Genomic DNA, 13,388 nt, shown 5'->3' on the forward strand with positions numbered 1-13,388 from the left:
GCGGGGGCGGGGGCGGCGGGGGCGGGCGGCGCGGCACTCAGATGAACATGAACGTCACGTAGGTGATGACGAGCAGGACGGCGGCGTGTTTGACGCCGTCGGCGACCTGCCCCTCTCCGAGCTGTCCGGCGATGAGCCCCGAGCAGAGCCCCTGAATCGCCGTGACGTGGAAGAACAACAGCGTGTAGGAGGCCGTGTTCACGTCGCGCAGGCCGGAGAACGCGCCGGAGGTGACGCCCGCGACCTCGCCGGAGCCGATGGCGCCGGTGCTGGCCTGCTCGACCGCCGGGATGAACGACACCGTCAGCGCGGCGACGATGCCGAGGAAGACGAGAAACGAGATGTAGATGACGAGGAGGTAGGTTACCATCTCCTGATTCCGCTCGCGGGCGAGGCGGCGGCTGTCTTGGGCCTCGTTGGCCGCGATGCGGAGGACGGGCGCGAGGTCGCCGCTCGCGCTCATCGCGTTGGTGATGAGCGTCACCGACCGCGACACCATCGGACTCGTCGTCCGGCGGTCCATCCGCCGGAGCGCGGTCTGTGCGTCGGCCCCCCAGTCGATGTCGCGGACGGCGCGTTCGACCTCGTCGCCGAGCGGGCCGAGGTCGGACGCCGACACCCGGCGAAGGCTCTGGACGACCGTCAGTCCGGCCTCGTTGACGCTGGCGAGGCGGTCGAGGAAGTCGGGCATGCTCCGCTCGATGGCCCGAATCCGGCGCTTCCGAAGCTCGTGGAACGCCGAGACGACGACGAGCGCGCCGATTGCGGCCTCCACGACGTGTTGGTCCACCGCGTCGGCGACGCCGAGGAGCGTCGGGTCGGCGGGGAACGTGGTCCGCAGAGCGACCCAGACGAGCCCCAGCGGGACGGTGAGCGCGAGCGTGGCGAGCGGGTGGCGGCCGAGGGTTTCGAGCGGGCGGTCGAACCAGCCGCGAATCGCGCGGAACCGGTCGTAGACGGCGAGCCGCTCGCGGTTCGCGCGCCACGGGTCGCCTCGGGCGTCGGTCTCTCCGCCGTCCGTCGCCGGGGTCGAGCCGACGCCGCCGGTCGCCTCGATGCGCCGAGCCGACTCGGCCGCGGTGTCGCCGTCGTCGTCGGCGACCGCCGCGCCCCGGAGCGACTCGGTGATGCTGTCGATGTAGACGACGAAGCCGAAACTCGCCAGCGGGATGCCGACGTAGCCGACGATTCGGATGAGCGTCAGCGTGTCCGCGAGGACGAGGCCGATGACGACGAGGACGGTGATGAAAAACAGCGGCCCGGCGACGAGGACGGTGACGTACACCTCGGCGAACGTCGAAAGCAGGTCGAGGTACTGCTGTTGTTGGGCCTCCGCCTCCGCCTGAAACCGCTCGTACTGCTCTTGGAGGAACGACGAGAGGTTGCGGCCGCTTCCGAGGACGCTGGCGAGGTTCTCGGCGAACTCTTCGAGGCTCGGGCTCGGCGTCCGCGTGGCCATCGTCTGGAGGGCGGAGAGCACGTCGGTGCCGAAGGCGTCCATGTCGCGGACGACGATGCTGACCTCGCGCGCCGCCTCGCCGTAGATGGCTTCGTTTCGGGCCAGCGTCTCCAGCACCTGCGGGAACGGCATTCCCGACCGCGACAGCGCGAAGACGAACGCGACCGTCCGCGGGAGCGTCGCCTCGATTTCCGACGAGCGGGTTCGGGCGCGCTCGGTGAGGACGTACCACCGACCCCAGTAGACGCCGAGCGCGAGGAGCGCCCCGAGGGTCGCGCTCGAAAGCAAAAGCGCGAGGAACAGGTCGCGGAGCGGGAGCGCCTGAATGCTCGTGAGGCCGCCGAGGAAGCCGAGGGCGGACGGGAGGACCTCCCGAATCGTCTCGGACTGAACGGCGAGCGTTTCGAGCGTCACGGCGGCGAGGTAGACGCCGAAGACGCTCCCGGCGACGCCGAAGACGGACGCCATGAGGAGCGTCCGCGAGGCGTACACCCGGTGGGTGACGCTCACGTGCGCCGCCCGCAGTTGATTGCGCTGTTCCCTTCGACGGGGGTTCTCGTTGGCGACGTAGAAGCCGAAGACGGAGAGCGCGACCCGCGAGACGAGGAGGTCGGCCGCGCGGCTCACCGGCGACAGGACGACGGGGAGGACGAGGAGGACGGCGAGGGCGAGGGGAAGCAGATACAGGTACTGCGCGGCGGCCATCTCAGGCCTCCGTGCCGGCGTCGACGATGTCCTCGTCGGCCTCGACGCGCCGCATCACGTCTTCCGAGTCCGCGTAGTATTCGTTGATGAGCGCGGTAAAGCGCCGGTAGTCGGAGACGCCTTTGTCGAGAAGGTACCGGAGGAACCCCTCGCGCCGCCGGAGTTCGCGCCGGAGTTCGGTCCGCGACCAGCCGTTCTCGCGCTGGATTTCGGTGAGCAGCGAGCTGTCGTTTTGACTGAACGTGTCGGTCTCGGGCTCCCACGCGAACGCCGACGAGTAGTCGAGTTCGCCGGTCCGCTGGTCGATGTCACCGATTTCGCCGATGGTCTGCGAGCGGCGGACGCGCTCGCCGTCGTGGCGGGTGAGCGTCTGGACGCACAGCAGGTCGAGCGACTGCACCATCGCGCGCGGGACGTTGATGGGCTCGTTTTCGAGGCGGTTGATGACCGTCTCGATACTGTCTGCGTGCATCGTCGAGAACGTCGTGTGACCCGTGTTCATCGCCTGGAACAGCGTCACGGCCTCGTCGCCGCGCACCTCGCCGACGATGATGTACTCGGGGCGGTGTCGGAGCGCCGAGCGAAGCAGGTCGTACATCGAGATGTCGGTCCCCTCGTGGAGTCGCTCGCGGGTGACGGACGACAGCCAGTTGTCGTGGTAGAGCGCGAGTTCGCGCGTGTCCTCGATGGACAGCACCTTCGACCGCGGCGGGACGAACATCGACACCGCGTTCATCGAGGTGGTCTTCCCCGAGGCCGTGCCGCCCGCGAAGATGAGGCTCTTGTTGTGTTCGATACAGAGCCACAGGTAGGCCATCTGCTCGATGGAGAACGTGCCGTAGCGCACGAGGTCGATGGGCGTGAACGGCTCTTCGGCGTAGAGGCGGATGGTGAAGGCCGACCCGCGCGGGGTGACCTCCTCGCCGAGGGCCAACTCGGCGCGCGCGCCGTTCGGGAGCGTCGTCCCGAGGACGGGGTCGCCGACGCTGATGTGCTGGCCGGAGCGCTGGGCGAGGCGGATGACGAAGTTGTCGAGTTCCTCGGCCTCGAACGAGACGTTCGTGGCGATGTCGGTGTACTCGTCGTGGTAGACGAAAAGCGGCAGGTCGTAGCCGTCACACGAGATGTCCTCGATGTGCGGGTCCTTCATCAGCGGGTCCAGCGGGCCGTAGCCGTGGAAGTCGCGCCGGAGGTAGTACAACAGCGTGTAGAAGGCGTTCATGTCGAGTTCCAGCCCGTACTGTTCGAGAAGCGACTGGAGCTCCTCGACGAGCGCCGTCTCGGTCCGCGGGTCCGTGTCGCGGCGGTACAAAAGCGGGTCGCGCACGTCGGTGCGGACGCGTTCGAGCAGGGCCGCTTCGAACTCGTCGAGGTCGGGCTCGACGGTGTGGTACTGGTGGGCGGTCGCGTCCGTGTCGTAGGTGACGACGACGTAGGCGAAGGGGGCGTTCACCCAGTAGCGGTCGACCTCCTCGTGGCCCTCGGGAATCTCGTAGGTCCCGAGCGGCGTGTCGTCGGGCGAAAGCGGAAGCACGTCGAGGTTCGACCCCCGAAGCATCTCCGCGGTCCGGCGCAGGAGCCGTCGGGTCTCGGCGGTCGCGGCGTCGAACTCCCCGTCGGCGAGGAGTCTCAACACCCCTCGGTCCACCGGCGGGTCGCGCATCGCCTTCGTCTCGCTCGTCGTATCTCGTGCCATCGTCACCCGGTCAGTTGGTCGGGAGGTATGGCGGGTCACTACTTAAAAGGTCCGCGCGGGAGACTGTCACTCAGCGAGAACGACCGGCTCGCGGCTCGCCGTCAGGTCCGGTCGACGGTCAGGAGGACGCCGGCGAAGACGAGCGAGATGACGACGCCGAGCGGGAGCGGAATCCCGGGGAGGCCGCGCGTCACGAGCAGGTACGTCGCCGCGGCGAGGACGACGCCGACGACGCCGAGGAGGCCGCCGAGGACCCGAACGGGGTCGACCGGGCCGGCTTCGACCCGCTCGTCGCGCAGGTAGTAGACGATGGAGAACAGGACTGCGAGCGCGAGGACAGCCGCGCCGACGACCCACGCCTGATAGGCGACGGCGACGGTCTGTCCCGACTGGAGCGAGAGCGCGGACAGCGGGCTTCTGACCGCGACGCGGCTGGAGAGTCCCCACGCGAACTGAATCTCCGCGAAGGGGAATCGAACGAAGAGCAGGCTCACGCCCGAGAGGTTCGGCGTGTACGTGACGTTCCACGGGAGGAGCGCGCAGAGCCACGTCGAGACGACGGCCAGCGCACCCGCGTGTTCGGAGCGGACCCAGACCATAGGACAATCGCACGGTCTGACAGGTAAAAACTACCGACAGTCCGGGCCACGTCGGCCGACGGCGGAGTCGCGGGCGACGCCCGAGAGGTGAGCCCTCAGGAGAGCCGTTCGGGGTCGCCGTGAGTCAGGTCGCTCTCCTCGGCGTCGCCGGTGTTGAGCGTCTCGGCTGGTTCGACGAGGAGGACCTCGGTCGGTTCGAGCGCCACGGGTCGGTGTTCGACGCCGCGGGGCACCACGAGGAGGTCGCCCGGCCCGAGTTCCGCGTCGTCGCGGTCGCGGAACTCGATTCGGAGCCGTCCGTCGCGGACGAGAAAGAGCTCGTCGGTCTCGTCGTGGGCGTGCCAGACGAACTCGCCGTCGAGCTTCGCGACCTTCACCGCGTAGTCGTTCAGCTCCGCGGCGATTCGCGGGGCCCACGTCTCGTCGAACGACGCGAAGCTCTCGTCGAGGTTGACGGGTTCCATGCGGTTCGCTCGCGTCGGCGGCCGATAACCGTTGTGACGGGAGCGCGCCGAACCGGCGCAATCAGCCGGTTTCGACGCCGGAACCACGCCCGAGCGGCGTCACGTTAATAGGTGGCGCAGTACAACCAACAGTACGGAATGCGGCGTGACTACTTCGAACTCGATGTCCGCGATGTCGATTGGTACGAGGACGACGGCGACCCTCGCCAACCGACGGTATCTATCGACTTCTACGGCCCGGCCGAGGAGCTTCGGTCGCGGTTCCTCTCGACAAGCGGCGACGTGCTCGCCGCGGAGGAACTGGACGTCTCCTTTCGGCTGCAAGACTCCGTCGACGACTCTGACGCCCGCGGCGTCGTGAGCGTGACGGACCGGCTCACCGGCGACTACGTCCTCGAACTCAACGCACGGGCCGACGACGTGCTGGACTTCATCCGCGCGGCCCGCGAGTACGGACGCGCCGCGGGCGACGACGAGGGCCGCTACCGCGTCGACGTGGCCATCGAGGGCGACCACTTCGAGACCTTCGAGAAATCGACGTTCCTCGTCTACGACGGCGACGGAACGCTCCTGCGGAGCCAGAGCCTCATCCCCTCGGGCGTCGAACTCTGAGCGGGGGCTCGCCGGCCGACGGCGCGGACGACGTTCTCTCTCGATACGTTCCTCACGCTCGTTCGTGTACGATATCGGGGCGAACCACGAATTCTTTACCGACCGCACCCACAGAGAGTAGCGTGAGAAACGTAACCGACCGCACGAGAAATCCGTTCGACATGCGACCGTCGTGTGACCGGTTCGTCCCCGGCTACGGCGACGCCAACGCCGACTTCCACGTCATCGGCGACCATCCCGGCGTCCACGGGGGCATCGAGACCGGCGTCCCCTTCTCGGGGGACGCGGGCGACAAACTGTTCGCGGCGCTCGAAGACGGCGAACTGCTGGCCGAGGCCGGCGACGAACCGACCGTCAACAGCACGTTCTTGTCGTACCTGCACATGTGCGTGCCGGACGGAACGCCGTCGGCGGCCGACTACACCGACATGGAGCGCTTTTTCGACGCGGAACTCCGCGCCATCGCCGCGCACGTCCTCCTGCCGGTCGGCGCGGTGGCGACCAAGCACGTGCTGAACAACTACACGTCCGTCGGCTGGAAGACCGACGTGGACATGGAGGAGCTCCACGGCGAGGAACTCCGCGGAAGCGGCTTTCTCGTGTTGCCCATCAAGGACCCTGCCGAGTGGGACGACGGAGACCACGACGAACTCGTCGCCGGCCTGCTGGAGCTACAGTCGACCGACTTCCGTCGGGAGTCAGACCTCGGCCGCTTCATGCCCGGAGCGGACCCGTATCTGGTCAGATAGCCTATTTTCGGCCGTATTCGACCGTCGTCCACGTATTCGATAGATTCTTCACGATTCTGGCGTCCGTTCGTCCAGTAACAACCATGAAGGTTATCATATGTTCAGTTGATGCGGCTAAATGCGTCACATAAGAGCATATTTATCCAGTCGTTCTGGAGGCCGTGGTTCTAATTGGCGATAACAAAGGACTTTTTACAACTAGTGTCCAACGTGGTGTTGACGCGCGTGGTTCGATTCACTTCCGCCGGGCGCGTCAGGCAGCTGTGAGACTGGTGCTCCTCACAGTGGCTTGGTCAGTCCGGGGACCTGCGCTCGGCCGCGGTCCCCGCTCTTAACTCAGACACGAGCGATAGCTCGGTGTCTCGCCGTCACGTAACCGCATAATTCCCCGAGAGCGACAGCGTTCCGATTAGAGCTTGTCCGCGAGTCGTTTGAGCGCGCCGTACCCGTACTCCGTGACCGGTTCGCCGTGGCCCACCGCGACCACGTCGACCGGCGGGCAACGCGCGGCGAACGCTCGGACGCTCCGCCTGTTCTCCGCGGCGTCGGTCGCGATGAACCCCGGTAACAGCCCGAGCCTTCCGTTCGACTCCCGGACCATGTCGCCGACGAACGCGACCCCGTGGTCCTCGTGGACGAAGGCGGTGTGGCCGGGGGTGTGGCCGGGCGTCCGGTACGCGACGAAGCCGCCGAGTTCGTCGCCGTCGCGGACGACCTCCACGGGGTTCGTCGGTCGGTCGAGAAACGACGTGAGCACGCGCTGCGCTGCGCCCTTCGCCGACCGGAGCGACGGCTTCGACGCGCCGGTCAGGTGCGAGGCGTCCGGCTCTGCGAGGTGAATCGGCACGTCGTCGCGGAGGCTGAGCGAGGCGAGCGTCCCGACGTGGTCGAGGTCGAAGTGCGTCACGAGCACCCGGTCGATAGCGCCGGGGTCGAGGTCCACGCGGGCGAGGCCGCGGAGGAGTCGGTCACGGTCCCACGGCGTCCCGGCGTCCACGAGCACCGTCTCCGGGCCGTCGGAGACGAGGTACGCGTTCGCGCCGCGGAGTCGGAACCGTCGGACCGAGTCGGTCGGGATGGTCATACCGAACCGTCGGACGCGGGCGACAAAAATCGTGGGCGACGGCGACCCGCGGGCCGCGGCTCCCGAGCGCGGACCGCGCCGCCGGGACGGCCCTCACCGCGCCGGTCAGCGCGAGGCGAAGAGATACCGACCGGCGTCGACGACGAAGCCGCCGGCCCCGAGAAGCGGGCAGACGGCGAAGCCGAGGAGGTCGACCGCGACGGGTCGCCCGACACCGACCGCGCCGGCCGCCACGAGCGCCAGCGGGACGGCCGCCGCGAGCGCGTAGAACCACGTGGTCCACGCGTGGCCGAACCGGGCGATAACCGCGACGAGCGAGACGGCGAGGAGCGCCGCCGCGACCGGGAAGACGAGCACCGTCGGGGAAGGCGTCGCCGCTGCGGTCTGCAGAGCTGCGAGCCCCGGCACCGACAGCGGCGACGACGCGAGGAGTCCCGCGGCGGGCGCGGCGGTATCGAGCGACGCGAGCGCGGTCACGAATTCCGCGCCGTCGCCCGCGAGATGCCACGCGAAGCCGCCGAAGTAGGCGAGGAGCGCGACGAGCGAGACGCCCCACCCGTACCAAAGCGGGTTCGTCGCCCCGGACGCCGACGCTGACGCGGTCGCCGACTCGGAATCGTCGCGCTCGCGTTCGAACCGGCCGGTCGTCCCCGTCCGACTGGATTGCGATTTTCCGGTGCGGGTTCGCGACGACGAGTTCGACGAGGACGACCGCGAGGAACCCGTAGACCGGGACGACGAAGACGAAGAAGACGACCGCGAGGTACGCGACCGACTCGACCGGCCCGACCGCGACGAACTCGCGGTCGAAGAGGAAGACGACGTGCGCCCGGACGCCGACCGTCGGGAGGTCGAGGACGACCGAGAAGACGAAGAAGACGACCGAGCGGAAGAAGACGAGGAGGACGACGTCGCGGACGACGACCGTCCCGAAGCCGACCGGCCACCGGTTCCCGACCCGCCGGAACCGCCGTTCTCACCGGCCTTCCCGGGGAACTTGAACTTCGTCAGGCCGTCGAGGCGTTTCTCGACGTACGTCCGGTGGCCCATCCGGTCGTAGTCGGCGCGTTCGGCGTCGTCGGTGAGGACTTCGTAGGCCTTCCGGACGACGGTGAACTGCGCGGTCGCTCGCTCGTCGTCGTTGACGTCGGGGTGGTACTCCCGAGCGCGCTGACGAAAGGCCTGCTTTATCTCCGCCGTCTCGGCGTCGCGTTCGACCCCGAGGAGTTCGTAGAAGTCCACCGGCATTCGACGTGCGATTCGATGCGACGCCGGCTTTTGAATGTACCGGGCGTTCGCCCGGCGAATCGAGTCGGCGACCGACCGACTGCCGGCGAGTGCGCGACAAACCGCGGGACGCCGCGCCGCCGCGACCATTCGGAATAATCATGAACCTCGGCGGTCAGGTGGCCGCATGGAACGGATACGGCTCGGCAACACCGTCTTCGAGGGCCTGAACAACGCCTATCTCCTCCCCGGCGACCGGCCGACGCTGGTCGACGCCGGCGTCGCGACCGACTCGGTCCGCCGAGACCTCCGCGAGGGACTCGACGCGACCAGCTACGAGGTCGCCGACCTCGAAGCCATCGTCCTCACTCACTGGCACGCCGACCACGCCGGACTCGCCGGCGAGCTACAGGCCGAAAGCGGCGCGCCGGTGTACGTCCACGCCGACGACGCGGGCATCGTCGCGGGCGACCCCGACGCCATCGCGGCCGAGCGCGAGATTCGCGAGCGCCGCTTTGGCGAGTGGAACATCCCCGACGAACCGCTCGCCGAAGTGACCACGTTCCTCGACGGCCACGACGACCTCCGGGGCGACCGGGTCGACGTGACGCCCGTCGAGGACGGCGACCGCATCGCCGCCGGCGACGGCGACCTCGAAGTCGTCCACCTCCCCGGCCACGCCGCGGGGCTGAGCGCCTTCGCCTTCGACGGCGAGCGCGGGCGCGAGGCGTTCGTCGGCGACGTCATCCTCCCGAAGTACACCCCGAACGTCGGCGGCGCGGACCTCCGGGTCGACCGCCCGCTCGAAACCTACCTCGACAGCCTCGCGCGCCTCGCCGACCGCGACTTCGCGCGGGCGTGGCCCGGCCACCGCGACCCCATCGACGACCCCGCCGGCAGGGCGCGCGTCATCGCCCAACACCACCGCGAGCGAACCGAGCGCGTCGTCTCGGTCCTCGACGACCACGGCCCGGCCGACGCGTGGACCGTGAGCGCGCACCTGTTCGGCGACCTCTCGGCCATCCACATCCTCCACGGTCCCGGTGAGGCGTTCGCCCATCTGGACCACCTCGTCGCCGAGGGCGTCGTCGCGCCCCCGGACGACGGCGGGCGGTACGAACTCCTCGACGCGGACCCGGAGTTCGACGAACTGGTCGCGGTCCCCGAGACGAAACGTTAAAACGCCGCTGGAGGGAACGGAGAGCCATGGAACTGCGGGTCATCGACAAGACCGACGAGGAACTCCGCATCGAAATCGGCGGCGAGGACCACACCTTCATGAACGTCCTGAAGGGCGAACTCCTCCAGACCGACACCGTCACGGCCGCGACCTACGACGTGAACCCCGAGCAGTCCGGCGGACAGACCGACCCCGTCCTCTCTATCAAGACGGAGTCCGGCGTCGACCCCCTCGACGCGCTCGCGGAGGCCGCCCGCGGCGTCCAGCGCACCGCCGACGACTTCACCGACGCCTACCGCGCCGGTATCGACGCGTAATCTGCGGGTTCTCTCTCGTTTCTCCCGGCCGTGAGCGGCGCGTCTCTCAGTTCTCGACTTCGGTTACTCGTGCCCGCCGCCCGGTCCCTCGTAGTCCTTTTCGCCGGCCTCGACGCGGACGTCGAGCCAGTTCTCCATCGGAACCAGCGGGCACTCGTAGCGCGGCGAGTAGGCGCAAAACGGGTTGTACGCGTAGTTGAAATCGACCACCCACCGGCCGTCGTCGGTCCGGTCCGCGGCTTCGAGGTCGAGGTAGCGACCCGCTCCGTAGGTCTCCTCGGTGTTCGTCTCGTCGCGGAACGGCACCCACAGGCGGTCCTCGTCGGCGTCGGCGCGGTAGGCGTTGAGTGCGTAGGACTCGCCATCCACCTCGAACTCGAAGCGGCCCCACGCGAGATACTCGCGCTCGCCGTCGGTCGAGGTGCCGATGGTGATGCGCTCGGGGTCGTCGTATTCCCGGAGTTCGAGTTCGAACCGGAGGTCGGGGTCGGGGTCGAAGTAGTCGAGGCCGTCGAAAAACTCCCGCTGGTCCGGCGGAATCGGTGAGTTGCGGTCCGCGGCGAGATAGCGGTCCTTCTCTTCGCGGTGCGTACGGAGGGCGTCGAGCCACGCGTCGTCGGTCATCTCGGGTCGAGATACGGCGCGCCGGCGGGTTAAGATTAGTTCCGACTGCGCGGGGGTCGCACGACCGGCGGGTCGGGGCGGGGCGAGAATACTGCGAGAAGAGGACGAAGAGAGACGGGAATCGGTCGCGGAGTCGCGGACGCTTACAGCCGTACCGGCACGTCGCGCTCGTCGAGGTACTCCTTGACGTCCTGAATCGTGTACTCGTCGAAGTGGAAGATGGAGGCGGCGAGACCCGCGTCCGCGCCGGCCTCGGTGAACACCTCGTACATGTCCTCGGGACCGCCACAGCCGGAGGAGGCGATGACGGGCGTCGAGACGTTGTCGCAGACGGCCTTCGTCAGCGGGATGTCGTAGCCGTCTTTCGTGCCGTCGGCGTCGATGGAGTTGATGAACAGTTCGCCCGCACCGCGGGACTCGGCCTCGCGGGCCCACTCGATAACGTCGACGCCGGTGCCCTCGCGGCCGCCCTTGACGGTGCACTCGAACCAGCAGGACTCGCCGTCCACCTCGGCGTAGTGCTCGCCCGCCTCGTCGTAGCGTCGGCGGGCGTCCACCGAGATGACGATGCACTGGCTGCCGAAGGAGCGCGCGCCCTCCTCGATGAGGTCGGGGTTCTGGAGCGCCGCGGTGTTGATAGAGACCTTGTCCGCGCCGGCGCGGAGCGTCTCTTTGATGTCGTCGCGGGTGCGGATACCGCCGCCGACGGTCAGCGGGATGAACACCTCGTCCGCGACCTTCGAGACGGTGTCGAGCATCGTCTCGCGCCCCTCGGCGGAGGCGGTGATGTCGAGGAAGACGAACTCGTCCGCGCCCGCCTCGTTGTACAGTTTGGCCATCTCGACCGGGTCGCCCGTGTACTTCAGGTCCTCGAAGTTGACGCCGGTGTAGACGGCCGGGTTCCCGTCCTCGTCGAGGTCGACGTCGATACAGGGGATGATGCGCTTCGTGAGCATTCGCTACTGAATCGTTGGCGAAAGAGCCGTTTCACCGTTTCGACTACGGCAGGTGGTGGGCGGAATTCCGACCATCTCGCCGAGTCGTCCGGTGACGAGCGTACCACTAAGTTGGTCTCTCGCACAGAGGGGGTTTGATGACCCGTCCGCGAGAACCCCGACGCGGGTTCCAGTTCGAACGATGGCGGATTCAGCCGAGTTACTCAGCCTGCTGGTGGTCGTCGAGTTCGTGGTGATAGCCGTGATAGTGGCGCTTCTGGTCCCGCTCGACGCCGCGGTTCCGTTCCTCCCGCTCGCGCTCGCGTTTCTGGTCGTGCTGTCTCTGTACTTGACCTGACCGTGCGGTTCCGTTCCTGACCCGTCCGGCGCGACGTGCTCCCGCGACCGGCCGCCGACTCGCCGCCCGCGGACGACGGTTAGGTGCGTTTTTGTACCGCGAACCCGTCGCCCCGCGTATGAGCGACGACCACGACCACGGCGGCCACGGACACGACGACCACCACGCGGACGAGGACGCCCGCGTCACCTCTCCGATGCAGGAGTTCTCGATGAGTCAGGTCACGACCGGTATCCTCGTTCTCGTCGTCGGCCTCGTCGTCGTATTCGGCCTCCCGCTGGCGCTCGCGTAAGGCGTTCGGGAGCCCCGGAGCCACTCGAAACCGACAACCCGTACGAACTTCCGCGTTCTCTCCCCTTTTCAGGCCGCCGCGGCTACGGCCCGGTGTGAAATCTATCGTCGTCACCGAGTACGGCAGTTCCGATAGCCTCGAACTACAGGAGACCGAGACGCCCGAGCCGGGCCCGGGCGAGGTCCGCATCGCCGTCGAGGCCGCCGGCATCAACTTCGCCGACATCATGCAGCGGCGCGGAACCTACCGTGACGGACCGGAGCCGCCGTACACGCCGGGGATGGAGGCCGCGGGGACCATCGACGCGGTCGGCGAGGGCGTCGACCGCGAGGTCGGCGAACGCGTCGTCGCCATGACCGGCGGCGGGGCGTACGCCGAGTACGTCACCACGCCGGCCCCGACGCTGTTCGACGTGCCCGAGTCGATGTCGTTCGCCGAGGCCGCCGGCTTCCCCGTCCAGTTCCTCACCGCCTACAACTGCCTCCACGAGTGGGGCGACCTCGCGGACGACGAGCGCGTGCTGATTCAGGCGGCCGCCGGCGGCGTCGGCACCGCGGCGGTCCAACTCGCCTCCCACGCCGGCGTCGAGACGTTCGGCACGGCCAGCACCGAGGAGAAACTCGGCCTCGCGGCCGACCTCGGCCTCGACCACGGCATTCAGTACACCGAGGAGGACTTCCGTGAGGTCGTCGCCGACGAGACCGACGGCGCGGGCGTCGACCTCGTCCTCGACGGCGTCGGCGGCGAGACGTTCGAGCGCAGTCTCGACGCCCTCGCCGACTTCGGCCGACTCGTCACCTACGGCGCGGCCTCCGGCGACGCGGCCGAAGCGGACCCGACGCGCCTGCTGTTCGAGAACAAGTCCGTCATCGGCTTCCACCTCGGAAGCGCCATGCAGCAGCGCCCCGAGTCGGTCCTCGGCGCGGTGCCGGAACTGTCCGAACTGCTCGCCGCGGGCGAACTCGACGTGGTCGTCGGCGAGGCGTTCGACCTCGAAGACGCCGCGGCGGCCCACGAGTACATCGAAGCCAGAAAGAGCAGCGGAAAAGTCGTCCTCGAACCGTAGCGAGGTGGTGCGACGCGGACG

At 68.3% G+C, this 13,388-nt stretch carries 15 protein-coding genes; 7 read left to right on the top strand and 8 right to left on the bottom strand.

Annotation, left to right across the window (positions count from 1 at the left end):
* Positions 1-37: 37 nt before the first annotated feature.
* The 4 genes from AUR65_RS12145 to AUR65_RS12160 all read right to left on the bottom strand — a co-directional run bounded on the left by AUR65_RS12145 (position 38) and on the right by AUR65_RS12160 (position 4,923).
* A complete protein-coding gene (locus AUR65_RS12145) occupies positions 38-2,164 on the bottom strand; it encodes a type II secretion system F family protein (RefSeq protein WP_058567120.1) in 2,127 nt (708 codons plus the stop codon).
* A gap of 1 nt (position 2,165) precedes the next feature.
* The gene (locus AUR65_RS12150; protein ID WP_394337343.1) at positions 2,166-3,827 is read right to left on the bottom strand and encodes a type II/IV secretion system ATPase subunit; all 1,662 of its coding nucleotides are present in this window, start codon (positions 3,825-3,827) and stop codon (positions 2,166-2,168) included.
* A 134-nt stretch (positions 3,828-3,961) separates the two neighbouring features.
* Complete coding sequence (locus AUR65_RS12155) at positions 3,962-4,459, bottom strand: DUF7549 family protein (RefSeq protein WP_058567122.1); 498 nt, start codon at positions 4,457-4,459, stop codon at positions 3,962-3,964.
* Between the two features lie 95 nt (positions 4,460-4,554).
* Entirely contained in the window at positions 4,555-4,923 is a 369-nt protein-coding gene (locus AUR65_RS12160) for a cupin domain-containing protein (protein WP_058567123.1), read from the bottom strand.
* A 138-nt stretch (positions 4,924-5,061) separates the two neighbouring features.
* Here AUR65_RS12160 and AUR65_RS12165 point away from each other — a divergent pair, with 138 nt between their 5' ends.
* Positions 5,062-5,535: a DUF5793 family protein gene (locus AUR65_RS12165; RefSeq protein ID WP_004977575.1), complete on the top strand. Its 474-nt coding sequence runs from the start codon at positions 5,062-5,064 to the stop codon at positions 5,533-5,535.
* Positions 5,536-5,657: 122 nt separating this feature from the next.
* On the top strand, positions 5,658-6,284 hold the full coding sequence (locus AUR65_RS12170; protein WP_058567124.1) for a uracil-DNA glycosylase family protein: 627 nt from the start codon (positions 5,658-5,660) through the stop codon (positions 6,282-6,284).
* Positions 6,285-6,693: 409 nt separating this feature from the next.
* Here the strand turns inward: AUR65_RS12170 and AUR65_RS12175 are convergent, their stop codons facing one another.
* Together AUR65_RS12175 and AUR65_RS12180 are read right to left on the bottom strand one after the other, a co-directional pair.
* Positions 6,694-7,368, bottom strand: coding sequence for an MBL fold metallo-hydrolase (locus AUR65_RS12175; protein WP_058567125.1), 675 nt, complete (start codon positions 7,366-7,368; stop codon positions 6,694-6,696).
* A gap of 105 nt (positions 7,369-7,473) precedes the next feature.
* On the bottom strand, positions 7,474-8,616 hold the full coding sequence (locus AUR65_RS12180; RefSeq protein ID WP_058567296.1) for a J domain-containing protein: 1,143 nt from the start codon (positions 8,614-8,616) through the stop codon (positions 7,474-7,476).
* Between the two features lie 166 nt (positions 8,617-8,782).
* Between AUR65_RS12180 and AUR65_RS12185 the strand changes: the two genes are divergently transcribed.
* Together AUR65_RS12185 and AUR65_RS12190 are read left to right on the top strand one after the other, a co-directional pair.
* Entirely contained in the window at positions 8,783-9,775 is a 993-nt protein-coding gene (locus AUR65_RS12185; protein WP_058567126.1) for an MBL fold metallo-hydrolase, read from the top strand.
* Positions 9,776-9,801: 26 nt separating this feature from the next.
* Positions 9,802-10,092, top strand: a complete 291-nt coding sequence (locus AUR65_RS12190) for a DNA-directed RNA polymerase subunit L (RefSeq protein WP_004043899.1) — start codon at positions 9,802-9,804, stop codon at positions 10,090-10,092.
* 63 nt (positions 10,093-10,155) lie between these two features.
* On the opposite strand, the gene AUR65_RS12195 is transcribed toward AUR65_RS12190, so the two are convergent.
* Entirely contained in the window at positions 10,156-10,716 is a 561-nt protein-coding gene (locus AUR65_RS12195; protein WP_058567127.1) for a DUF1684 domain-containing protein, read from the bottom strand.
* Between the two features lie 143 nt (positions 10,717-10,859).
* Positions 10,860-11,672: an imidazole glycerol phosphate synthase subunit HisF gene (gene hisF / locus AUR65_RS12200; RefSeq protein WP_058567128.1), complete on the bottom strand. Its 813-nt coding sequence runs from the start codon at positions 11,670-11,672 to the stop codon at positions 10,860-10,862.
* Between the two features lie 181 nt (positions 11,673-11,853).
* On the opposite strand from hisF, the gene AUR65_RS20025 reads away from it, so the two are divergent.
* The 3 genes from AUR65_RS20025 (at position 11,854) to AUR65_RS12205 (ending at position 13,367) form a co-directional block, all read left to right on the top strand.
* Positions 11,854-12,009, top strand: coding sequence for a hypothetical protein (locus tag AUR65_RS20025; protein WP_199180601.1), 156 nt, complete (start codon positions 11,854-11,856; stop codon positions 12,007-12,009).
* A gap of 118 nt (positions 12,010-12,127) precedes the next feature.
* The gene (locus AUR65_RS20030; protein ID WP_172795723.1) at positions 12,128-12,301 is read left to right on the top strand and encodes a DUF7550 family protein; all 174 of its coding nucleotides are present in this window, start codon (positions 12,128-12,130) and stop codon (positions 12,299-12,301) included.
* Between the two features lie 94 nt (positions 12,302-12,395).
* Positions 12,396-13,367, top strand: a complete 972-nt coding sequence (locus AUR65_RS12205) for a quinone oxidoreductase family protein (protein WP_058567129.1) — start codon at positions 12,396-12,398, stop codon at positions 13,365-13,367.
* Positions 13,368-13,388: the final 21 nt, after the last annotated feature.

It is taken from the genome of Haloferax marisrubri, assembly GCF_001469875.2.
GTDB classification, from domain to species: Archaea; Halobacteriota; Halobacteria; order Halobacteriales; family Haloferacaceae; genus Haloferax; species Haloferax marisrubri.